Source organism: Fundidesulfovibrio magnetotacticus, assembly GCF_013019105.1.
Classification (GTDB): Bacteria; Desulfobacterota; Desulfovibrionia; order Desulfovibrionales; family Desulfovibrionaceae; genus Fundidesulfovibrio; species Fundidesulfovibrio magnetotacticus.
The window spans coordinates 27,235-49,099 of the sequence record NZ_BLTE01000020.1 but is presented as its reverse complement, the minus strand read 5'-3'; the positions used below and the strand labels follow the sequence as shown (position 1 = coordinate 49,099).

The window sequence follows — 21,865 nt, the reverse complement described above, 5'->3', positions numbered from 1 at the left end:
CCCGCAAGGCCAGACTCACATGCAGGAACGCGACACGGCGCAGGAACGCACCACGGCTGAGAACGCAGCGGCCTTCCTTCGCGCCAGACTCCCGGAAGGCTTCCGGCCCAGGGCGGCCCTGGTGCTGGGCACGGGGCTGGGCCGAGCGGCCCCGTCCCTGGAAATTCTCGACCGGCTGGACTATCGGGACATCCCGGGCTTCCCCCGCTCCACCGTGCCGGGGCATGCGGGGCAGCTCCTGGCCGCGCGCCTGGCCGGGACCCGCGTGCTCGTCTGGAGCGGTCGTTTCCACCTTTACGAGGGCTACACCCCGGCCCAGGTGTGCCTGGGGGTGCGCGTTTCGGCCCTTTTGGGGGCCGGCGTCCTGGTGGCGGCCAACGCGGCGGGCTCTCTCAACCCGCTCCATAAAATAAAGGAGTTACTGGTCATCTCCGACCATGTCAATCTGACGGGCCTAAGCCCCCTCACCGGCCCCAACGTGGACGCCTGGGGGCCGCGTTTCCCGGACATGAGCCGGGCCTACAGCGCGCGCCTGGCCGAGGCGGCCGGGCGGGCCGCCCTGCGCCTGGGCCTCCGCCTGGAGCGCGGCGTCTACGCGGGCGTGGTCGGCCCCCAGCTGGAGACCCCGGCCGAGACGCGCATGCTGCGCCTGCTCGGGGCCGACGCCGTGGGCATGTCCACGGTGCAGGAGGTCATCGCGGCGCGCCACATGGGCCTGGAGGTGCTGGGCCTCTCCTGCCTGGTGAACCAGAACCTGCCCGACTGCATGGCGGAGGTGACCCTGGAGTGCGTGCTGGACGCCGCCTCCGAGGCCTGCGTCAAGCTCTGGCGGCTCCTGGAGGCCGTGGCCCCGGAGTTGTAGAGCCGCCTTGCGGCCCTGCCCCCTGGCTGGGAGCGCGGACCGACCGATCGGAAGACGATCGGTCCGCGCTCCCAGCCAGGGGGCAGGCCCGAACGACGGTGATACCGGCGCACGCGGGCCGGGCGTAACGGCCTTGTATCCCGCGCCCGCCCTACTCCCGCACCCCGATGAGCCCCCGCCGGCCCAGTTCCCGCAGGAAGGCCGCCACGGAGAGTTCGGCCTCGCGGGCGGGCACGCCGTAGCGCTCGCCCAGGGCCAGGGCCATATCCTTCACCGTGCGCTCGCCGTCGATCAAATCCCAGCAGAACGTGCCCAGCTCGTCCAGCTCCAGCTTTTTTTGCAGGGGCCTGCCGTCCCAGGCCCCCATGCGCCGGGCAAGGCCCGCGAACCACGGCCTGTAGGCCGAAAGGTACGTCAGGCGCGCCAGGCCGCCTTCCAGGCGTTCCTCGCGCACCATGCGGTTGCGCGCCGGTCGCATGGCCAGGCGCTCCTCGCGCCCCGGCTCCTCGGGGGCGGGCGGCGGGGGCTTACGTTTCCAGGGCCACATACCTGCCGCACACCTCCTCCAACTCCTCGCGGGTCATCCCGCGGCGCGTGCGCGCGGCCAGCGCCAGGATGCGCGAGCGGTCCGCCCGCCAGACCACGCCCGACACCGGACGGGCCGCCTCGAAACATCGCGCCAGCAACGGCCCCGCCAGACGGGTGAAGACACCCGGCGCGGCCTCGCTCCAGAACGCCGCCGGGCTGCCCTCCAGATATCCCGGCCTGAAGCCCCCGCGACCGCCGAAGGTCTGGGACAGAACCTTCCCGGCCCAACCGTCCAGGGACTGGCCCCGCAGGATTGCCTCGGCCGGGGCGAAGCGGTGGAACTCCACGGTCTCGCCGCGCCCGGCGAACGCGAGGCGGTAGTGCCCAAGCTTGAGGTCGAAGGCCTTCAGACGCAGGCCCGCCGGGGCCTCCCCGGCCACGTCGTAGAGGCGGAAGGTCCCCGGAGGAAGGCCCTTCACGGAGGCGAGAGCCTGCGTCCACGGCAGGGCGGGCTCCCCCTCCCGGGCGTGGGGGGCGGCCAGCACCGCGAGGCCCGCTCCGGGCGGGGCGAAGAACACGGCGTCCGGCCCCCTGCCCGAACCCGTGCGGCAGGCCCAGGCCCAGGCCCCCTCCCCCATCGCGCGCAGCGAAGCCTCCAGCACCCCGGCGGGGCGCTCCTCGCGCGCGAGCACTCCGCGCCGGGCCAGGCGCTTCAGGGCCTTTTCAGGGACGGCCCCGGGCCTCAGGGGCTGCCAGCGCAGGGTGAGCCGGGGCCCCGAGCCGTCCTCCAGGCGCAGATAGCCCAGGCCAACGCGGGCGGGCTCCCACGCGGCGGGGACCGTAAGGCCCAGCCCGTCCCAGGCGATCTCCCGGAGAGCGTTCATGCGATCACGACGTGGGTCACGTCCGGCGGACAGGCCAGGCGCACCGGCAGCCCGGCATAGCCCAGGCCCGCCGAGACGACCATGCGCCTGCCGTCCACGGTGCCCAGGCCCGGTCCGATGCGACGGTCGGCCTGGTTGATGGCCGCGCCGATCACGGGAAGGCGCAGCTGGCCGCCGTGGGTGTGGCCCGAGAGGGTGAGCCACGGGGCCAGGCCCTCGGGGGCGGCCAGGGCCATCTGGGGATTGTGGGCCAGCATGAGTGTGGTGGCGGGGTCCTGGCCCTCCAGGCAGCGCCAGGAGCGTTCGGGCTCGTAGGCGTCGCGCAGGCCCGCCAGGGTGAAGCGTCCCCAGGGACCGGCCAGGGGCACGGACTCGCCGCGCAGCACTCGCGCCCCGCACACGGACAGGAAGCGCGCCACGCGCCCGCCGTCCACGTAGATGTCGTGGTTGCCCAGCACCGCGAAGACGGGGGCGACGCGCGCCAGTTCGCGCAGGAAATGCTCGGTTTCGGCCAGGTGCTCCAGCTCGTACTCCACCAGGTCGCCGCCGAAGAGCACGGCGTCGGGAGCGAAGGCCTCCACGTGGCGCAGGGCCTGCGCCAAGTGCGCCTGGGGCAGGAAGAACCCGGCGTGGAGGTCCGTGACCATGCTCAGGCGCAGCTCGCGGCCCCGGTGGGCCTCGGGATGGCGCTCCAGCCGGATCCTGCGTTCTTCCACCACGGCTTCCCCGGCGGAGGTTTCGGCCAGGGCCTTGGTGCAGGCGGCCCCCGCGCAGGCCAGAAGCCCCCCGGCCAGCAGGCGGCGGCGCGCGGGCAGATGCGAAGCGGCGGCGCGGCCCAGGGAGATCTTCAGGGCCAGGCCCAGGGTGAGGGCCGCGAAGCACGCCAGCACGCACAGATAGTAGATGAGCAGGTATTTGGCGTGGGCCGCGCGCACCAGCGGGAAAAAGCACGCCGCGCCCAGGGCCGAGGCGATCCAGGCCGCCAGCCAGATGCGGAGCGCCGGGGCGCCCAGGGCCGCGCGATGGCGGCGCAAAAGCCAGAAGCCCCCGAACACGGCCGCCAGGGCCGCCGGGAGGAAGAGGAGAGCGAGGGGGTGGACGCCGCGAAAGCCGAGCAGGGTCATGGAGCAACCTCGAAGGGGGTCACGCGGCCTCTCTGACAGACTTGGCCACGGCTGTAAACAGCCGCCCCACCCGCCCATGGAAAGAACCGATTCGGGCAGCCTGTTCAAAAAACTCGCTGGCAAGGCGCTGGGAAAAGCCAAGCCCGAAGCGTAGTCCCCCTACGTGAGGGTTTGGTTTTTTCCAGCAACGCGGCCAGCGAGGATTTTTCAGCAGGCTGCTATCCGCCGCCGCGCAGGGCCTCGATGGGGTCCAGGGCGGCCGCGCCGCGCGCGGGCTTGAGCCCGAAGATCAGGGCGATGGCCAGGGCCGAGGCCAGGCCCAGGGCGAAGAGCTTGCCCGAGAGGCGGATCTCCAGCACCCCCAGGCCCGCCAGGAGCTGTCCCATGGCCACGCCCAGGGCGATGCCCACGATGGCCCCGATCAGCGTGAGCAGCACCGCCTCGGCCAGGAACTGCACCGTGATGGCCGTGGAGGTGGCCCCCAGGGCCTTCTTGAGCCCGATCTCCTCGCGCCGCTCGCTTACCGAGAGGAAGAGCAGGTTGGCCAACACGAAGCCGCCCACCAGCATGGCCGCCCCGGCCGTGATGCCCAGGAAGACCATGATGCCCCCGGTGATCATGCTCAGGAACTTGAGCACCTCGCTGGCGGAGATGATGGAGAAGTCGTCCGGGTCCTCGGGGCGCAGGCCGTGGTTGTGGCGCAGGAGCGAGCGCAGGCCGTCGATGTGGGAGTCCATGAACTCGGGTTCGAGGAACTTCACGCGCAGGGCGCGGAAGTAGTTGCGCTCCAGGTGGAAGCGCTGGGTCAGCGTGGAGATGGGCATGATGAGGCGGTCGTCCACGGAGCTTCCGCCGCCGCCGGGCGCGAAGCCCCTGTAGGAGAGCCTGCCCACCACCTGCACGGGCAGGTCCTGCACGAGGATCACCTTGCCTATGGGCGATTCGTCCCCGAAGAGTTCGCGCGCGGGGTTGTCGCCGATGAGGCAGACCTTGGCCGAGTGCTTCACGTCCTCCTCGGAGAGATCGCGCCCTTCGGCCAGGGGCCAGTTCCAGGCCTGGGCGTAGTCGCCCGTGGCCCCGACAACCACGGGGGTGACCATGTTGCGGTTGCCGTTGCGCAGGGTCAACTGGGCCTTGGAGCGCATGGGCACCACCAGGTAGGCCCCGGGCAGGGAGCGTTCGATGGAGAGGGCGTCTGCCCAGGTGAGGGTGAGGGTGCGCTGCCCCACGGCGCGCGTCTCAATGTTTCCGCCGAAGATGAGCACTGCGTCGGGGCCGAACCATTCCACGATTTCCAGGGTCTTGCGGCGCGCGCCGTCCACCGAGGCGATGATGATGGTGAGCGCCGCGATGCCCAGGGCCACGGCCAGGATCACGAAGACGGAGCGCAGCTTGAAGGCCCACAAAGCGCCCCAGGCCATGCCCAGCACGCGCCGGAGGCGCGCGGCCCGGGCCAGGGCCTCACTCGATGCGGCCGTCGAGAACCAGGACGCGGCGCTTGGCATGGCTGGCGGTCTCCTCGTCGTGGGTGACCACGACGATGGTCTTGCCCTGGGCGTTCACCTGGGCCAGAAGGGCCATGATCTCTGCCGAGGTGGCGGAGTCGAGCTGGCCGGTGGGTTCGTCGGCAAGGATGAGGTCCGGGTCGTTGAGCAGGCTGCGGGCCAGGGCCACGCGCTGCTGCTGGCCGCCGGAGAGCTGGGAGGGCTTGTGGCGCATGCGGTCGCCCAGGCCCACCTGCTCCAGGAGGTGCGCGGCGCGCTCCCGGAGTTCGTGGCCGGGCCTGTCGCCGTAGAGCCCGGGCAGGAGCACGTTGTCCAGGGCCGAGGCGTAGGGGATCAGGTAGAAGCTCTGGAACACGAAGCCGATGAGCCGGTTGCGCAGGCCCGAGAGGGCGTCGTCGTCCAGCTGGGAGACGTCCTGCCCGCGCAGGAGATAGCGCCCGGAGCTGGGCCGGTCCAGCAGGCCGATGATGTGCAAAAGCGTGGACTTGCCCGACCCCGATGGACCCTGCAGGGCCACAAACTCGCCCGAGCCGATGTCCAGGTCCACGCCGCGCAGGACGTGGGTCTCCACGTCGCCCAGGTGGTAGGTCTTGGTGGCCTGCTCCAGGCGGATGAGAGGGGCGTCTTCCATGGGCGGGCACTCTGCCAGATCGGGGCGGCGAGGTCGAGAGGTTCGCGGCCGCGCAAAAGCGTACGGCGTCCCGGACCCATGGTCCGGGACGCCGCGTGATCGTATGGAAGGCCAAGGATCAGGAGGGCTTTTTGTCCTGCCGGTCCTGGGACGTTTTCGCCGGGGTCTCGCCGTGGTCCAGGGCGTCGGAGGCCGATGCGGTTTCGGCTGCGTCCGGAGCCGGAGCCTGTCCGGGAGGCGTCCCGGGATCAGACGTCTCCGGGGCGGCGGGCGCAGACGCCGCATCTTCGTGTTCCGCCGTGTCCGTGTCCGGGGCTTCGTGGGCCGGGGTCTCGGGCTCCTCGGAGGCGCGGGCGTCCTCCAGGGCCGAGTCGGTGGCGGCCAGGGCCTCGGCGGAGGGCTGCCCCTCCACGGCGGCCGGGGCCTCCTCGGCGGGCGCGGGGCGCTTCTTGCCGAAGAAGTAGGCCACCCAGATGGACACCTCGTAGAGCACCACCATGGGCGCGGCCATGAGGATCTGGTTCACGGCGTCCGGGGTGGGCGTAAGCACGGCCGCCACCACGAAGAAGATCACGATGGCCCAGCGCCGCTTCTGGCGCAGCCACGTGTGGTCCACGATGCCGAAGGCCGCCAGGAAGAAGATGAACACCGGCATCTCGAAGATGATGCCGAAGGCGAAGAGCAGACCCAGGCTGAAAGAGTAGTACTCCGCGAGCCGGGGCATGAGCGTGACCACGTCGGCCGCGTAGTTGGCCAGGAAGGTGAAGCCGAAGGGGAAGACGATGAAGTAGCCGAAGCAGGCTCCGGAGACGAAGCACAAGGCCGTGAAGAAGGCCACGGGCACGGCCAGCTTGCGTTCGGACTCGTAGAGCCCGGGCGCGATGAACTTCCAGATCTGGTAGAAGATGATGGGGCTCACCAGGAACAGGCCTGCCACGAAGGCGGCCTTCATGGAGACGAAGAAGCCTTCGGTGAGGCTCGTGGTGATCAACTCGCTCTTGGGCGGCAGCACCTGCTTGAGCGGGTGCAGCAGAATCTCCAGGATGCGCTCGGCGAAGGCGAAGCAGACGGCGAAACCCAATGCGGCCGCGAGGATGCAGCGCACCAGACGCGCCCGGAGCTCCTCCAGGTGGTCGAGCAGGCTCATCTCGTGGCCTTCGCCGTGCCCCGAGGGGATCGGGCTCACGCCTTGCCGCCCTGGACGTCCGCCTGGGGCTCGTCGCTCTGGAAGGCGTCAAGCCCGCCGCCCAGATCGAGCAGGACGGCGCTGGCCACGAAGATGGAGGAGAAGGTGCCCGTGGCGATGCCGATGATCATGGCCAGGGCGAAGTCCCTGAGCACGCTGCCGCCGAAGAGGTAGAGCGCCGTGACCGTGAAGAGCGTGATGAGGGAGGTGAGCATGGTGCGCGAGAGCGTCTGGTTCACGGCGCTGTTGATGAGCTTCTCCAGAGGGAGGTCCTTGTCGGCGTGCAGGCGTTCGCGGATGCGGTCGTAGACGATGATGGTGTCGTTGAGCGAGTAGCCCAGGATGGTGAGCAGCGCCGCCACGATGGTCAGGTCGAACTCCAGGTCGAAGATGGAGAAGATGCCTATGGTCACGAAGATGTCGTGAAGGTCGGCCATGAGCGCGCCCAGGGCGAACTTGAGCTTGAGCGCCCAGCACAGGGCCAGGGTGACCAGGATGGCCACGCCGATGAGCGCCCCTGTGGAGAAGCCCATCCTGTTGAAGCCCCACATGGCCAGGCCCAGCCCCCCCGCCATGGCGGCGGCGGCCAGCCAGCGCTGCTCGAAGCGCCCGGAGATGTACACCGCGATGAGCAGCACCGCCCAGAAGATGGCGTTGAGCGCGCCCTGGCGCAGGTCCGCGCCCACCTTGGGGCCAACCACCTCCATGCGCTGCACCTCGTAGGCCCCTTCGCCCAGGCTGGCCTTGAGGGTCTGGTTCACCATGGAGCGCACCTGCTCCAGGGGCTCGCCGCGCTCCGAGGCGCTGATGAGGAAGGTGTTGTCCTTGTCCTGGCCCAGGCGTTGCACCGAAAGGCCGTGCAGGCCCGCGCCGTCCAGGGGCTTCTTGATCTCGTCGGGTGTGACGGCCTTGGCGAACTTGAGCTGTATGGTCATGCCGCCCGCGAAGTCCACGCCGTAGCGGGGGCCGCCCTTGGTCACCAGCGACACCAGGCCCGCCAGGACCAGGAGCGCCGAAAAGATGTAGGCGTACTTGCGGTAGCCGAGGAAATTGATGTTCGTGTTCAGCTTGATCAGCTCAAGACCCATGTGGTCCCCCTGGGCGGAAGTGGTGCGCCGTCCGGCGCAAGCGAAGTGAATTCGATTTTTTCGCGAGGCTTGTCAAGCCTTCGGGACGTTTCCGGGGGCGGCGGGCAGCCGACATGCGGACGCGCCGACGAGGAAGCCCCGTCCGGAGGCGGGATGATCAGCCTTTGCGGGCGGGCTTTTTGGCGGCGTCCCTGGCCTGGGAGGGCTTGGGCGACTCCTTGGCCTGCGCGGCCTGGGTCTTCACGGCCTTGCGTTTGACCACGGGCCGGTCCTTGCCTTCCTTGCGCGCCGGAGCGCCCTCCAGCAGGGAGGGCAGCGGGCTCACGCCCCGGAACTCCTCCTCGATGGGCCGGGGCTGGGCCGCGGCCGGGGGCTCGGGAAAGGACCTTTCCACCAGCTTGGCCATGGCCAGGGTGTTCTGCCCGGAAATGAGCTGGCCGCCCTTGATCACCAGGGCCGCGAACAGCGCCAGCAGGAGCAGCAGCTTGAAACCGAACGAACGCATGGAACTCCTCGGAGGGCGGTCTGAAGGGCCGCGTGAAGGTGGTTTCGGGGTACACCCGGGGGAACCGATTTGCAAGATGCGCCAGCGCCCGGCTCGCCACGTCGCACTCAAAACACCTGGAAATATTATGGAAATATTCCTTGAAGGTTCCGCCCGCACCATGACGGGCGGCCTTGCCGGGAAGGACGCGCCCGCCCCCGGACGTCCCGGCGCGGGGAGACGAAAGCCCCCTCCCGGAGCGAGTCCGGGAAGGGGCCGCGAGCCGGAGCGAGGCGCCTTGGGCTATTTGAGATATTTCATGTAGCCCGAGCCCGGGGTCATGATCACGCGGGCGTTGTCCTTGAAGGATTTGCGGTAGGCTTCGAGGCTGCGCATGAAGGAGTAGAACTCCGGCGAGCGCCCCAGGGAGGCCGCGTAGGTGGCCGTGGCCTCGGCGTCGCCCTGGCCGCGCAGCACTTCTGCCTCGCGGGCGGCTTCCGCCAGGAGCACGGTGCGCTCCCTGTCGGCCCCGGACTTGATCTTGGCGGCCTCTTCCTGGCCCTCGGAGCGGTAGAGTTTGGCCTGGCGTTCGCGCTCCGCGCGCATGCGCCCGAAGATGGCCTTCTCGTTCTGGGGGGGCAGGTCGGTGCGTTTGACGCGCACGTCCATGATCTGGAGCCCGAAGTTCTTCACGGTGTCGTTCACGTTGCTGGTGACGATGGCCATGATCTCGGCGCGCCGGGAGGAAACCACTTCTTCCATGGTGTAGCTGCCGATGGCCACGCGCACCTCGGCGTAGATCAGGTCGTCCAGGCGGGACTTGGCGCGCTCGGTGGTGCGCAGGGTGCGGTAGAACTGGAGCGGGTTGACGATGCGCCATTTGGCGAAGTTGTCCACCAGGAGGGTTTTCTTGTCCTTGGTGAGCACGTCGGCGGGGTTGGCCTCGTAGTTGAGCACGCGCGAGTCGATGACGGCCACGTTCTGGATGAAGGGGATCTTGAAGTGCAGCCCGGGGCCGAGGGTGTCGCGCACGGGCTTGCCCAGCTGGAGCACGATGGCCTGCTGGCCCTCGTCCACGGTGAACACGCTCTGGAGGGCGACGATGGCGGCCAGGGCCGCGCCGATGCCCAGGAAGAGAAGGCGGCGCATGGCTAGTTGCCTCCCTTGCGGCCGGCGGCCGGCTTGCCCTGGCGGTCCAGGGGCAGGTAGGGTACCGACTGGCGCAGGGCCTCGTCGGAGAGGATCACCTTTTCCAGCTCGGGATTGGAGAAGATCTCCTCCATGGCCTCGATGAGCATGCGCTCCTTGGTGATGTCCTTGGCCTTGTCGTATTCCGCCAGGATGGAGGCGAAGCGCGCGGCCTCGCCCTTGGCCTTGCGCACCACTGACTCCCTGTAGGCCTGGGCGTCGTTGAGCACGGCCGCCGCCTGGCCCCTGGCCTTGGGCAGGATGTCGTTGGAGTAGGATTCGGCCTCGTTGATCACGCGGTTCTTGTCCTCCATGGCGCTGGCCACGTCCTTGAAGGCGTCCATGACGTCCTTGGGGGCGTGCACGTCCTGGAGCTGCACGGCCACCACGGTGACGCCGGAGTTGTAGCGGTCCAGGATGGACTGGAGCAGTTCCTTGGCGGTGTTCTGTATTTCAAGCTTGCCGGTGGTCAGGGCGGTGTCGATGGTCTTGTTGCCCACCACCTCGCGCATGGCGGCCTCCGCGGAGGCCTTCACGGTCTCGTAGGGGCGCTGGATGCGGAAGAGCCATTCCACCGGGTCGCCGATCTGGAACTGCACGATGAACTGCACGTCCACGATGTTGTCGTCGCCCGTGAGCATCAGGGCTTCCTCGGGCACGGCCTTGTACTGGGAGCCGCCGCCCTCCTTGACGCCCACGCTGCGGAAGCCCACCTCCACCTTCTGGATTTGCGAGACCTTGGGGGTCTGCACGCTTTCCACCGGGAAGGGGATGTGGTAGTGAGGTCCCGGGCCCGTGGAGCGGTCATAGGCGCCGAAACGCTGGACCACGCCCACCTCGTCGGGCTCCACGATGTAGATGCCCGAGGCGATCCACAACAGGACGACGGCGATCGCCACCAGCTTGGGACCGCCGGGGATGTTGAAGTTGAAATCCGTGATTCGCTTGAACTCGTCCCCGATGTTCTTGAAATCCGGCCCGTTGCCGAACTGCCGCTGCCGTTTGTCCTGGAGCTTTTCCCAGTCCCAATTCATGTAGACACACTCCTCAAGAAAACTGGAAGAACGACAGCATGAAACCCATCGTCCCCGACATTTTCCGTGCATACGACATCCGAGGCATCGTGGACAAGGACTTTGACCCGGCCTGGGTGGAGGTCTTCGGCCGCGCCTGCGCCGCGTATTTCCTTGAAAAGGGCTACCGCCGCGCCGTGGTGGGCCACGACGCCCGCCTCTCCTCCCCCGTCTACCAGGAGCGCCTGGCCAAGGGAATGACCGACTCCGGCCTGGACGTCACGCTCCTGGGCATGGTCTCCACCCCCGTGTGCTACTTCGCCTGCAAGCACCTGGGCACGGACGCTGGGGTGATGATCACCGCCAGCCACAACCCGCCCCAGTTCAACGGTTTCAAGGTCATCGCCGGGCCGGCCACCATCCACGGCGTGGAGATCCAGGCCCTCTACCGCACCATGGCCGCCGGCAAGTTCCCCGAGGGCAAAGGCGTGGCCACCCGCCACGACATCGCCCCGGCCTACGTGGAGGCCCTCTCCAAAGGAACACGGTTCACCCGCCCCCTCAAGGTGGTGGTGGACGGCGGCAACGGCGCGGGCGGCCCCGTCACCGTGGACGTGCTGCGCGCGGCGGGCGCCCGGGTGATCCCCCTTTTCTGCGAGCCCGACGGTAACTTTCCCAACCACCACCCCGACCCAGTGGTGGAGGCCAACATGGAAACCCTCAAGGCCCGGGTGCTCGCCGAAGGCGCGGACTGCGGCATCGGCCTCGACGGCGACGGCGACCGCCTGGGCGTGGTGGACGAGACCGGACGCCTGCTCTACGGCGACCAGCTCCTGGCCATCTACGCCCGCGAAGTGCTCAAGGACCTCCCCGGGGCCACCGTGATCGGAGAGGTGAAGTGCTCCCACCTGGCCTACCGCGACATCGCCGCCCACGGGGGCGACGCCGTCATGGGGGCCACGGGGCATTCGCTCATCAAGGCCCGCATGCTGGAAACCGGAGCCAAGCTCGCCGGAGAGATGAGCGGCCACATGTTCTTCGCCGACCGCTATTACGGCTACGACGACGCCACCTACGCCGCCCTGCGCTTCCTGGAGGTGCTGGACCGCAACCCCGACGCCAAGGCCTCCGGCCTCCTGGCCGACTGGCCGCGCACCTGCAACACCCCGGAGATCCGCTTCGACTGCCCGGACGCCATCAAGTTCAAGGTGGTGGAGCGCGCCCAGGCCCACTTCAGGGCCCTCTACGACATGATCGACGTGGACGGAGCGCGCATCGTCTTCCCCGACGGCTGGGGCCTGGTGCGCGCCTCCAACACGCAGCCCGTGCTCGTGTTGCGCTTCGAGGCCGAGAGCGAGGAGCGCCTGGCCGAAATCCGCGCCCTCGTGGAAACGCCGCTCTCCGCCTGGATCGCGGAGATGAGCTGACGCCATGCGCAAGGTGATCGTCTGGGCCGTCGCGGTCGTCCTCGTGGTCCTCGGGGCCGTGCTCTGGCTGCGCCGGGGCGGCGGAGACCGCGAGATCAAAGTGTTGGCCTCGGCCGAGGCCCGCATGGGCGACGTGCGCAAGGTGCTCCAGGCCACGGGCATCGTGAAGGCCCAGGTGGGGGCCATCGTGCGCATCGGCGCGCGCGCCACCGGGGCCATCCAGGAAATGCGCGTGCGCGTGGGCGACGCCGTGCAGGCCGGACAGGTGATCGCCGTCATCGACGACCGCGAGCTCAAGGCTCAGCGCGACCAGGCCGAGGCCGTGCTGGAAAAGGCCCAGGCCGAACAGCTGCGCGTGGAGGAGGTCTACCCCCGCCGCATCCAGGAGGCCGAGGCCCAGCTCAAGCTGGCCGAGGCCCAGCACGAATACGCCAAGGCCAACAGCGCCCGCCAGGCCCAGCTGCTGCGCCAGAACCTTGTTTCCCACGACACCCAGGAGGCCGCCCAGCGCGAGGAACTTGTCACCTCCAACACCGTGCGCGCCCGCAAGGCCACCCTGGACCTCACCCGCACCGAGTTCACCCGCGAAACGGTGAAGGCCCAGAAGGCCGTGGAGGAGGCCCAGGCCGCCCTGGAGACCGTGAACACCCGCATCTCCTACACGCGCATCGTCTCGCCCATCAGCGGGGTTGTCAGCCAGGTGAGCACCCAGCAGGGCGAGACCGTGGTGGCAGGCCTCCAGGTGGCCAACCTGATCACCGTGCTGGACCCCTCGCGCCTGGAAATGTGGATCTACGTGGACGAGACCGACGTGGGCCAGGTGAAGCCAGACATGCCCGTGGAATTCCGCGTGGACGCCTACCCCGACCAGGTGTTCAAGGGCGAGGTGGAGACCATCTACCCCCAGCCGGAAATCCGCGACAACATCGTCTACTACCAGGCCCTCGTGCGCCTGACGCCAGAAAACGCCGTGCGCCTGCGCCCGGAGATGACCACCCAGTGCCAGATCGTGGTGCGCGAGCTCAAGAACGTGCTGGTGATCCCCAACTCGGCCCTCAAGTGGGTGGACAACCAGCAGGCCGTGTTCCTGGTGGAGAACGGCAAGGCCGTGCGCGTGAAGCCCGAACTGGGCCTTGCGGGCCTGAACGAGACCGAGGTTCTCTCCGGGATCGCCGCGGGCCAGAAGGTGGCCACCCAGATCGTGCTGCCGAGCCAGGGCAAGAAGCCCGAACCGGGCCAGCAGGCCGGGGCGCGCCCGGGCGGCGGGCCCCCGGGCGGAGGCGGACCGGGCGGAGGAGCCCCGGGCGGAGGCGGCAGGCCCGGCGGCGGCGGGCGCTAGATGCCCCGCGCCCTTCGTGTGATCGGCGCGGTCCGCAACGCCAGCCGCCCCAGCCCGGAAGGCGGGTCAGGAGCCCCCCCGCGCGATGGCTCGCCCGGGCAGGTTCCGCAATGGGGCCAGGGCGCGGGGCGTTTCCCGGTCCGCATGCTCGCGCGGGGCCTTCTGGCGGCCCTGGCCCTCGCGCTGGCGACGCTCCTCGGCCCAACCCGGCTCCAGGCCCAGCACCCGGCGGGCGTCTCGGGACAACTCTCCCTGGCCACCCTGGAGACCTACCCCTGGGCCTGGCAGGAGGGCAACGCCACCCCTCCCGAGGGATTCCTGCCCGACGTGGTCCGCGAACTGGAGCGGCGCACCGGCGTCGCCGTCCAGGTGCACCTCATGCCCTTCGCCCGCCTGACCCCGGAGCTGGAATCCGGCCGCCAGGACTGCGCCGTGTTCGCCTGGAACAAGGCCGCCGGGGCCTTCGCCTTGCGCGGCCAGACGGTGGCTGTCCACCCCGTGGGCGTGCTCCCGGCCAGGAGCGTCACCCTCGGGAGCTATGCCGACCTCAAGGGGCTCACCGTGGCGGTGCTGCGCGGCCTGCGCTTCGCGGAGCCCTTCCAGAGCGACGCCTCCGTCCGCAAGGACGAGGACCCCGACTACAAGACCTCCCTGAACAAGCTGGCCCTGGGCCGCGTGGACGGCGTGGCGGGCTCCGTGCCCACCATCCGGGCCGTGGCCCGCAGCCTGGGCATGCTGCGCCAGCTGGGCGAGCCGCTCGTGCTGGACACCTACGAAATCGTCCTCCAGATCTCCCGCAATTCCGGCCGGATCGCGCTGGCCCGCCGCCTCGACCAGGCCCTGGCGGACATGCGCGCCGACGGGACCCTCGCACGCATCGAAAGCGTCTACTACCCTTGAGGAGCGCGGCCGCACCGCGCCACTTCCTCCCGAAACGCCCTGATGCGCAACGCGCGAAACCGGCGGCAGGCCTCTTTGATGACCATGCCGCCGGTTTGTGGTGTGCCCCGAGGGACCGGCGTCCCTGCCTGCCTCCGGGCTCGCGCCGCCGCGCCCGTCCCCGTTCCCGTCGTTTCCGACGGGGCCGGGCCTAGGCGTAGTCGCGCCTGAACCGGTGAATGCCTTCCGTGACCACACCGGCCAGATAGAGAACTCCGTTCAGCACCGCCGGGAGGGCGTCCGGCCCGCGCCGGACCCTGCCGATGGTCTGCGTTTCGTGGGAATCGTCGCCGCGCACGCCCCAGGGCCTGCCGGTCCAGCGTTCGTAGAGCTCGAAGGCCTCGGGGTCGTGGGCCGAGAGTGTCAGGGCCTGGCTCACGCTCTGCTTGGCCAGTTCGGGCTCGCGCTTGAAGTGGTAGGCCTTGGCCAGCTCTAGGTGGGCCTTGGCGTCGTCGGGGTTCAGCCACACGGCGTTGCGCAGGGCCATGAGCGCGCCGTCCCAGTCCATGGCCCGGCCCAGGCGCATGCCCAGGCTGGTGAAGGGATTGAAGCGGCTGGAATCGGAGGCGATGATGGCCAGGAACTCCTCCTTGTAGCGCTCGAAGCGTTCGGCCTCGGCGCACACGCCCGCCGCCTGGGTGAGGGCCTTGCGGTAGCGCACGCCGTCGCCCAGGGCCAGCCAGCAGCGGGCCAGGCCCAGGTAGGCCTCGGCCATGCGCTTGTTCACGCGCGCGGCCTGCGTGAAGGATTCCACCGCCCGGGTGTAGTCGCCTTTGGCCAGTTGGCGCATTCCCTGCTCGTAGAGGGCTCGGGCCTGGCGGGGGTTCTCCACGGCCTCTTCCAGCAGGGGCAGGGCCTCGGCGGCGCGCCCTTCCTCGGCCAGGTCCAGGCCCTCGGCCGCTTCGCCCATGGCCTGGCCCAGGTAGCTCCGGTTCTGTCCGGCCAGGGCCAGATGGCGGAAAAAGGTGTCCAGGGTGTAGGGGCGCACCAGATAGCCCGAGCAGCCCATGCGGATGGCGCGCACCACGTTCTCGCGCTCGCCCGTGGAACTCACGAGGATCACCGGGAACTGGCGCAGGCGCGCGTCGGAGCGCAGGAAGCGCACGAAGTCCCAGCCGGAGCCGTCCTCGAGCACGTCGTCAACCAGCACCACGTCGGCCCCGTGCTTGAGCAGGTGGGCGACGGCCGCCTTGCCGCTCTTCACGGCGCGCGAGATGGGGATGCGGGCGTTCTTCAAACTGATCCTGTCGACCCTGGCGTGTCCCTCGCTGGCCGAAACCACGAGAGCGGTGCGCAGCGGGGCGGGGAGAGCGTCTGTCCTGGCGGCTTGCATGGCGAACCTCGTTTGGTCTGGATGCGGCGGACGCACTCGTCCGCCGATTGCGGCGCGGACTGCCCGTAGGCGCGGGTCCGCACCGCAATCTCCTCTCCCTTGCAAGGCCTATCGTCGGTTTCTGGAAATGCTTTAGGGGGGAATCAGGCCGAGGCGTCGAGCACCAGCCCCGGGGCGAGGCCGGAGCGTCCGGCGTAGGCGGACAGGCTGCGCGAGGCAAGCCGGGCGAGGCCCAGCCCCGTGGTCCCGGCGGCGGAGGCCGGGGAGGCATCCAGGGCCGCATCGAGGGGATCGGTCCCGCCGGGCGTGAGGGGGTATTCCTCTTCCTTCCCGGCGGCCAGGAAGGCCTCGGTGTTCTCCAGGGCCTGTTCCAGGAGCGAGGAATCCTGGTCGTCCTGCTGGTCCGCGAAGTTCCCGGCCAGCCCCGAGACGGCGATGTTGGTGGCCACGGCCACGCCCTGGGAGGCCTGTTCCGCGCCCTGGACCATGAAGGATTCTTCGTGGCCGTTCTGGTAGAAGCCGTTGATGGCCTTGTTGAGCGCGCCGTTGAAGCGGGCGATGGCCTGGTCGCCGGATGCGACGCCGAACTGGCGGTCGATGAACTCAAGGGCGTCCACGAAGCCCTGGCCCAGGGCGTCCTCGCTGACGGGGCCGTCGCCCGCGCGCGAGAGCACGATGCCCATCACGGCCCGGGCGGCCTGGTCGCCGTGGCGCTCGCGAACGTAGTCCACGGCGTCCTCCACGGCGCTGGAGAGCCCCTCGCCGCCCACGCTCCGTTCGGCCCCCTCGGCCGCGGGCGTCTGGGAGGCGCGCCGGGCGATCTCGTCGGCAAAGGCCTCCACGGCCCCGGTCTTGAGGGGGATGTACGGGCGGACGGGCGTCGCCGCCCCGAAGAGCGAACCGCTCAGCGGGCCGATGTTCATGGGGTGTCTCCAGCCGCGTTATCGGCCGAGCGGACCCGGAACTTTAGGCGTGCCCACTTGCCGGGGCGCGACAATTTTGGGGTTGCCCGCTTCCCGGCTGGCGCGTATCAACCGGCCCCATGAACGGATGGATGGGAAACGTCTTGCGGGTGGACCTCTCCACGGGGAGCGCCGTCCGCGAACCCCTGGACCCCGAGGCCGCCCGGCAGGACATCGGCGGCAGGGGCCTGGCCGGACGTTTTCTCGACCCTTACGTCCACCTGCCCTGGGACCACCCGGACATGCCCGTGTGCCTCTTCGCCGGGCCGCTCACGGCCACGGTGGCCCCCACGTCCGGGCGGGCCTGCATGGCCTCGCGCTCGCCCCTCACGGGGGCCTTCTGCGACGCCTCCGTGGGCGGCAGCCTGGGAACGCAGCTCAAGAAGGCCGGGCTGGACGGCATCGTGTTCACGGGCCGCTCCGAGCGCCCCGTGGGCTTGGTGGTGGAGGAAGGCCAGGCCCGCGTGGCGGACGCCTCGGCCCTGGCCGGGGCAACGCGCGGCGAGGTCCGCTCGGCCGTGGACCCCAAGGGATCGCTGGCCGTGACCGGTCCGGCGGCCGAGAACGGGGTGCTCTTCTCCTCGGTGATGGTGGACGAACACCACGCCTTTGGGCGCGGCGGCCTGGGGCTTTGCCTGGCGGCCAAGAACCTCAAGTACCTGGCCGTGTCGGGCGTCGGCCGGGTGTCCGTGGCCGACCCGGCGGCGCTCAAGAAGGCCAGGGAGGACATCTTCCGGCTGGTGGCGGCCTCGCCGGTGCTCTCGGGCGGGCACGGCTTCTCCTGCTTCGGCACGGGCGCGCTCTACGACCTCATGGACTCGCGGCGCATGATGCCCACCGACAACTTCCGGGCCTCCCGCTTCGAGCATGCCCCGCAGCTCAACGCCGTGCGTTTCAAGGAGGCCTTCCGCACCACGAAGCACGGCTGCAAGGGCTGCCACATCCAGTGCAAGAAGGTGGCGGCCGACGGCCGCTCCATGCCCGAATTCGAGACCATGTCCCACTTCACCGCCCTTCTGGGCCTCACGGACATGGAGCTCGTGGTGGCCGCCAACGCCCTGTGCAACGACCTGGGCATGGACACCATCTCCACGGCCGTCACCCTGGCCTGCCGTGCGGAGATCGAAGGGAAGCGCCCCACGCCCCGGGACGTGCTGGAGACCATCGAGGCCATCGGACGAGGGCGCGAACCCCTGCTGGCCCTGGGCGCTGCCCGCTACGCCGCCGGGGCGGGGCGGCCGGAGGCGGCCATGGCCGTCAAGGGCATGGAGCTGCCCGCCTACGACCCGCGGGGGGCCTACGGCATGGGCCTGGCCTACGCCCTCTCCACGCGCGGCGGCTGCCACCTGCGCGCCTACCCCGTGAGCCACGAGATCCTGCGCAAACCCGTGGCCACGGACCGCTTCAGCTTCCAGGGCAAGGCGCGCATCATCAAGATTTCCGAAGACGCCGGGGCCATGGTGGATTCCCTCACGGCCTGCAAGTTCATCTTCTTCGCGGCCTCCCTGGAGGAGTACGCCGCCGCCCTCCAGGCCGCCACGGGCGAGCCCTACACGGCCCACTCCCTGCTGGCCAGGGGCGAGCGCATCTACTACCGGGAGCGCATCCTCAACGCCCGGCTGGGCTTCAACAGCGTCCACGACGACATCCCCGGCCGCTTCTTCGCCCCCCCCGGCCAGGGGGGGCTGGGCCCGGACATCCGCCCCGTGCCCCGCGAGGAGTTCCTGGAAGCCCGGGCCAAATACTACGCCGTGCGCGGCCTCACCCCCGAGGGCCTGCCCACCCCCGAGAAGGCCCGGCAGCTGGGTCTGGAGGAGAGCTACGAACGCTTTTTGGACTCCGCTCGCTCCTTATTGCGGAAATAATCCAGCGCAAGGAATATTTCCTGTTTCCTTCCGCCTCGAAATACACGATCATGCCGGTCGGAATACCACCGCAAGGAGTGCCCATGCCCGCAAGCGGTTTCCCCGGCGCCGGTGTCCTCATGGAACGGCTCACCCGGCTCTATCTTCGCATGCTGGCCGTCAGCCTGGCCCTCGCGCCCCTGGCGGCCGTGCTCTATCTCCAATGGTTCCAGGACCCGGACCTGCTCTTCGACAGCCACGCCGTCCACGAGCTGGCCATCGCCCTGGCCATCGCCACCAGCGCCTTCGTCAGCCTTGTAACGTGGCTGTGCCACCGCGCCTCCGGCGAGCCGGTGCTGCGCTGGCTGGCCCTGGCCTTCCTGGGCTTCACGGCGGTGTACGCCCTGCACGGCGTCTACACCCGGGCCTCCTCGCACCACATGGCCCTCTTCCTGATCTACGGGCCGGTGGCCCGACTGGTGATGGCGGGTCTGTTGCTCAAGGGCCTGCTGGTCTACGGCGAACCGGCCGATCCCCCGGAGCGACGCGGCGGCCTGCTCTTCTGGGGCGGCTGGCTGGCGGGTTTCGCCCTGCTCGATCTGCTGCTCGACGCGCTGGGCCGCTCCCTCCCCGGGGGCAGGCTCCTGTTGCAGGCCGTGGAGGTCTGCGCCATGGCGTGCTACCTTTCGAGCATCGTCCTCATCGTGCGCCGGGGCCTGCGCTCGCCCATGATGCAGCTCTACTGCCTCTCCCTGGCCTTCTTCGCCCAGGCCTCCCTGGGCTTCCTGCTGGCCCGGCCCTGGAACCACCAGTGGTGGATGGCCCACGCCGTGTTCGGCACGGGCTTCGTGGTGCTCAGCCACGGCGTTGCGCGGGCCTTCCTGACCACGCGCACCCTTTCTGGCATCTACGGGCAAGAGGAGATCATGCGCCGCCTCGAGGCGGCCAACCAGACCGCCCTGTGCGCCCTGGAGCGCCTGAAGACCGCCAACGAACAGTTGGAGAACCTGGCCGCCACCGACCCCCTCACCGGCGTGAGCAACCGCCGGGACCTCCTGGCCCGCCTGGATGTCGAGGTCTCGCGGGCGCGCCGCACCGGGGCGCCCCTTTCCGTGCTCTCCATGGACCTGGACCACTTCAAGCGCATCAACGACACCTTCGGCCATCAGGCCGGGGACGCGGCCCTGGTGGCCTTCGCCGGATGCGTGCATGCCGGTCTGCGCGCCCACGACCTCTTCGGCCGCCTGGGCGGAGAGGAGTTCCTGGCGGTGCTGCCGGGCGCGGCGCTCCCCGAGGCGGCCCACACGGCCGAGCGCCTGCGCCTGGCCGTGGAACGCCTGGACGTGCGCTCCGGCGGCGGGTCGCCGCGCCTCACCGTGAGCATCGGCGCGGCCCAGTTCGGCCCCGACGGCCAGGACGCCGAAGAGGTCTGCAAGGCCGCCGACGAACGCCTCTACCGGGCCAAACGGGAAGGCCGCAACCGGGTGGCCGCCTAGCCGCAACCCCTCGCGGCCCCACGCCGCGCCGGAGTCTTCATGAAACGCCTGCTGGACAAGTACGCCGCCAAGCTTGCGGCCGCGCGCCTCACCCTGCCCGGGCAGCCCCTGCTGGCCGCCCTGGACGACCAATTGGTCTTCAGCCGCGAGGCCCCCGAGGCCCCGGTGCTGGCCAGAGTGTTCGAGCTGATGAGCATCAACTCCCTGCTCTTCCTGCCCCTGGCCGAGCCCTACGCCACCCTGGTGGACTTCCTGGCCGGGCGGTCCGGGGGCTCCATCCGGCCCAGCGACTGCGAGACCCGCACCTTCTTCCACGACCTGCCCGTGGCCCGGGAGTTCACGGCCGAGGCCCTGGCCCTGGCCCTGCGGCGGCGCAAGTCCGTGATCGTGCCCGGCCGGGGCGTGGCGGCCCACGGCGTGGTGAGCCCGGAGCAGGCCTTCGTGAGCGCCTGTTCGGTCTGCTTCGCCTGCTTCGTGAAGTTCTTCGCCGACTACCTGGACCTCGCCCGCGCCGGTGCGCTTGACGAGGGCTACCGCCAGGCCTTCCGCAAGGTCCGGGAGCACCTGCCCGCCCTGCGCCGCGACCTGCCCGACCTGGACAAAGGCCCCTTCGCCACGCCCGAGGCCGCGCTGCGCGCCATCGTCCAGGCGGGCAAGGCCACCGTGGACTACGGGTTGGTGGACTCCTTCTTCGGCAACATCTCCTACTGCCTGGACGACGTGCTGCACATCAGCCAGACCGGCTCCTCCCTGGACGAACTGGCCGACTGCGTGGACCCTTGCCCCCTGGACGGCTCTTCCTGCGCGGGGCTCACGGCCTCCTCGGAGCTCATGGCCCACCAGGGGGTGATCCTGGGGGCCGGGGGCCGGGCCATCCTGCACGGACACCCGCGCTTCGCGGTGATCCTCTCCATGGACTGCCCCAAGCCGGACTGCCCCGCGCGCGGCCGCTGCCACGTGGAATGCTCCGAGGAGCGCTTCGTGGCGGACGTGCCCGTGGTGCCGGGCGAGGTGGGCACGGGGCCGAAGGGGCTGGTGAACACCCTGCCCCCGGCCATGAAGGGCCGCCCGGGCGTGATCGTGCACGGGCACGGCCTCTTCGCCGTGGGGGAAGAGGACTTCCGCACGCCCTTCGCCACGCTCCTGGAGGTGGAGAACTTCTGCCGGGAGGAATACTTCCGGCGCGTGGAGGCCCTGGGGGGCTAGGCCGCGCCCTGCCCGTCCCGGCCCTGCCCGGGCTGGGCCTTGTCCCGCTGGCCCACGGCCCAGCGCACCTGTCGGCACACGCCCATGAGCAGGTTGAACTCCGCGCGCTTCAGGCGGATGCGTTCCACGAAGGAGCGCACGGGGAGCATCCAGTAGTCGGGGTTGTCGGCCTTGAGGAAGTCCACGGCCAGGAGCGTCTCGCGCAGGGCCGCGAAAAGGGACTCGCGCTCGTCGAAGGTCGCCTGGCGCGATCCAGGCTCGAAGGCCGCCGGTGCGGGCGTGGCCCGGGAGGCCTTCAGGAACTCGTAGAGCACCAGGAGCGCCGCCTGGGCCAGGTTGAGCGAGGTGGCCTCGGCGTCGGTGGGGATGGTCACCAGGCGTGAGCAGACCTTGGTTTCGTCGTTGGTCAGGCCCTTGTCCTCGGGGCCGAAGAGCAGGGCCACGCGTCCGCCCTGGCGCAGGGTCTCCACGCCCCGGCGCGCGGCCGTCTCGGCCGTGAGCAGGCCCTTGCGCCATCCGCCCGTGCGGGCCGTGGTGCCGTAGACGGCCTCGTAGGGGGCCAGGGCCTGGGCCAGGTCCGGGACCACGCGCATGGTCTCCAGGATCTCCTGCCCCTTGGCCGTGGCCAGGGCGCGCGCGCGGCCCGGATCGAAGTCCTGGGGGTCCACCAGCACAAGGTCCCGGCAGCCCATGTTGGCCATGGCCCGCGCGGCGCTCCCCACGTTCTCGGAAAATTTCGGGCGAAACAGCACCACTCCAAGGTTGTTCAGCATAAATCCTCCCGGCGCCGGACCATTAGCCCCGCGCGGCTTGGCATGCAAGGGCG

General features: G+C 70.0%; 19 protein-coding genes and 1 pseudogene. 7 read left to right on the top strand and 13 right to left on the bottom strand.

Going from position 1 to position 21,865, the window contains the following annotated elements; genetic code table 11:
* Positions 1 to 19 precede the first annotated feature (19 nt).
* Positions 20 to 862 carry a purine-nucleoside phosphorylase gene (locus tag NNJEOMEG_RS17875; protein WP_173086832.1) on the top strand — a complete coding sequence of 281 codons (843 nt, stop codon included), beginning with the start codon at positions 20 to 22 and terminating at the stop codon, positions 860 to 862.
* A 151-nt stretch (positions 863 to 1,013) separates the two neighbouring features.
* On the opposite strand, the gene NNJEOMEG_RS17870 is transcribed toward NNJEOMEG_RS17875, so the two are convergent.
* The 10 genes and pseudogenes from NNJEOMEG_RS17870 to hflK all read right to left on the bottom strand — a co-directional run bounded on the left by NNJEOMEG_RS17870 (position 1,014) and on the right by hflK (position 10,514).
* Entirely contained in the window at positions 1,014 to 1,409 is a 396-nt protein-coding gene (locus tag NNJEOMEG_RS17870; RefSeq protein ID WP_173086831.1) for a PqqD family protein, read from the bottom strand.
* Positions 1,390 to 2,274 carry a hypothetical protein gene (locus NNJEOMEG_RS17865; protein ID WP_173086830.1) on the bottom strand — a complete coding sequence of 295 codons (885 nt, stop codon included), beginning with the start codon at positions 2,272 to 2,274 and terminating at the stop codon, positions 1,390 to 1,392. The genes NNJEOMEG_RS17870 and NNJEOMEG_RS17865 overlap by 20 nt, the downstream gene beginning before the upstream one ends.
* Positions 2,271 to 3,398, bottom strand: coding sequence for a metallophosphoesterase (locus NNJEOMEG_RS17860; RefSeq protein WP_173086829.1), 1,128 nt, complete (start codon positions 3,396 to 3,398; stop codon positions 2,271 to 2,273). The genes NNJEOMEG_RS17865 and NNJEOMEG_RS17860 overlap by 4 nt, the downstream gene beginning before the upstream one ends.
* A 218-nt stretch (positions 3,399 to 3,616) precedes the next feature.
* Complete coding sequence (locus NNJEOMEG_RS17855) at positions 3,617 to 4,903, bottom strand: ABC transporter permease (protein WP_173086828.1); 1,287 nt, start codon at positions 4,901 to 4,903, stop codon at positions 3,617 to 3,619.
* Positions 4,860 to 5,534, bottom strand: coding sequence for an ABC transporter ATP-binding protein (locus NNJEOMEG_RS17850; protein ID WP_173086827.1), 675 nt, complete (start codon positions 5,532 to 5,534; stop codon positions 4,860 to 4,862). Before NNJEOMEG_RS17850 ends, NNJEOMEG_RS17855 begins: the two co-directional genes overlap by 44 nt.
* 397 nt (positions 5,535 to 5,931) lie before the next feature.
* A pseudogene (tatC, locus tag NNJEOMEG_RS17845) lies at positions 5,932 to 6,681 on the bottom strand (twin-arginine translocase subunit TatC); the annotation flags it as partial.
* 35 nt (positions 6,682 to 6,716) lie between these two features.
* On the bottom strand, positions 6,717 to 7,808 hold the full coding sequence (secF, locus tag NNJEOMEG_RS17840) for a protein translocase subunit SecF (protein ID WP_173086826.1): 1,092 nt from the start codon (positions 7,806 to 7,808) through the stop codon (positions 6,717 to 6,719).
* Between the two features lie 157 nt (positions 7,809 to 7,965).
* Positions 7,966 to 8,313, bottom strand: a complete 348-nt coding sequence (locus tag NNJEOMEG_RS17835) for a hypothetical protein (protein ID WP_173086825.1) — start codon at positions 8,311 to 8,313, stop codon at positions 7,966 to 7,968.
* A gap of 282 nt (positions 8,314 to 8,595) precedes the next feature.
* Positions 8,596 to 9,441, bottom strand: a complete 846-nt coding sequence (gene hflC, locus NNJEOMEG_RS17830; protein WP_173086824.1) for a protease modulator HflC — start codon at positions 9,439 to 9,441, stop codon at positions 8,596 to 8,598.
* A 2-nt stretch (positions 9,442 to 9,443) separates the two neighbouring features.
* A complete protein-coding gene (hflK, locus tag NNJEOMEG_RS17825; RefSeq protein WP_173086823.1) occupies positions 9,444 to 10,514 on the bottom strand; it encodes an FtsH protease activity modulator HflK in 1,071 nt (356 codons plus the stop codon).
* A gap of 38 nt (positions 10,515 to 10,552) precedes the next feature.
* Between hflK and NNJEOMEG_RS17820 the strand changes: the two genes are divergently transcribed.
* The 3 genes from NNJEOMEG_RS17820 to NNJEOMEG_RS17810 all read left to right on the top strand — a co-directional run bounded on the left by NNJEOMEG_RS17820 (position 10,553) and on the right by NNJEOMEG_RS17810 (position 14,159).
* Positions 10,553 to 11,920 carry a phosphomannomutase/phosphoglucomutase gene (locus NNJEOMEG_RS17820; protein WP_173086822.1) on the top strand — a complete coding sequence of 456 codons (1,368 nt, stop codon included), beginning with the start codon at positions 10,553 to 10,555 and terminating at the stop codon, positions 11,918 to 11,920.
* A gap of 4 nt (positions 11,921 to 11,924) precedes the next feature.
* Positions 11,925 to 13,259, top strand: coding sequence for an efflux RND transporter periplasmic adaptor subunit (locus tag NNJEOMEG_RS17815; RefSeq protein WP_173086821.1), 1,335 nt, complete (start codon positions 11,925 to 11,927; stop codon positions 13,257 to 13,259).
* 144 nt (positions 13,260 to 13,403) lie between these two features.
* A complete protein-coding gene (locus NNJEOMEG_RS17810; RefSeq protein ID WP_217270598.1) occupies positions 13,404 to 14,159 on the top strand; it encodes a substrate-binding periplasmic protein in 756 nt (251 codons plus the stop codon).
* 190 nt (positions 14,160 to 14,349) lie between these two features.
* On the opposite strand, the gene NNJEOMEG_RS17805 is transcribed toward NNJEOMEG_RS17810, so the two are convergent.
* Together NNJEOMEG_RS17805 and NNJEOMEG_RS17800 are read right to left on the bottom strand one after the other, a co-directional pair.
* Complete coding sequence (locus NNJEOMEG_RS17805; RefSeq protein WP_173086819.1) at positions 14,350 to 15,531, bottom strand: tetratricopeptide repeat protein; 1,182 nt, start codon at positions 15,529 to 15,531, stop codon at positions 14,350 to 14,352.
* A gap of 143 nt (positions 15,532 to 15,674) precedes the next feature.
* Complete coding sequence (locus NNJEOMEG_RS17800) at positions 15,675 to 16,454, bottom strand: hypothetical protein (RefSeq protein WP_173086818.1); 780 nt, start codon at positions 16,452 to 16,454, stop codon at positions 15,675 to 15,677.
* Positions 16,455 to 16,585: 131 nt separating this feature from the next.
* Here NNJEOMEG_RS17800 and NNJEOMEG_RS17795 point away from each other — a divergent pair, with 131 nt between their 5' ends.
* From NNJEOMEG_RS17795 to NNJEOMEG_RS17785, 3 genes are all read left to right on the top strand, one after another.
* On the top strand, positions 16,586 to 18,358 hold the full coding sequence (locus tag NNJEOMEG_RS17795; protein WP_235957023.1) for an aldehyde ferredoxin oxidoreductase family protein: 1,773 nt from the start codon (positions 16,586 to 16,588) through the stop codon (positions 18,356 to 18,358).
* Positions 18,359 to 18,441: 83 nt separating this feature from the next.
* Complete coding sequence (locus tag NNJEOMEG_RS17790; RefSeq protein ID WP_173086816.1) at positions 18,442 to 19,833, top strand: GGDEF domain-containing protein; 1,392 nt, start codon at positions 18,442 to 18,444, stop codon at positions 19,831 to 19,833.
* A gap of 39 nt (positions 19,834 to 19,872) precedes the next feature.
* Complete coding sequence (locus tag NNJEOMEG_RS17785; RefSeq protein WP_173086815.1) at positions 19,873 to 21,039, top strand: class II aldolase/adducin family protein; 1,167 nt, start codon at positions 19,873 to 19,875, stop codon at positions 21,037 to 21,039.
* On the opposite strand, the gene NNJEOMEG_RS17780 is transcribed toward NNJEOMEG_RS17785, so the two are convergent.
* Positions 21,036 to 21,812: an RNA methyltransferase gene (locus NNJEOMEG_RS17780; RefSeq protein ID WP_173086814.1), complete on the bottom strand. Its 777-nt coding sequence runs from the start codon at positions 21,810 to 21,812 to the stop codon at positions 21,036 to 21,038. The genes NNJEOMEG_RS17785 and NNJEOMEG_RS17780 overlap by 4 nt on opposite strands.
* Positions 21,813 to 21,865 lie beyond the last annotated feature (53 nt).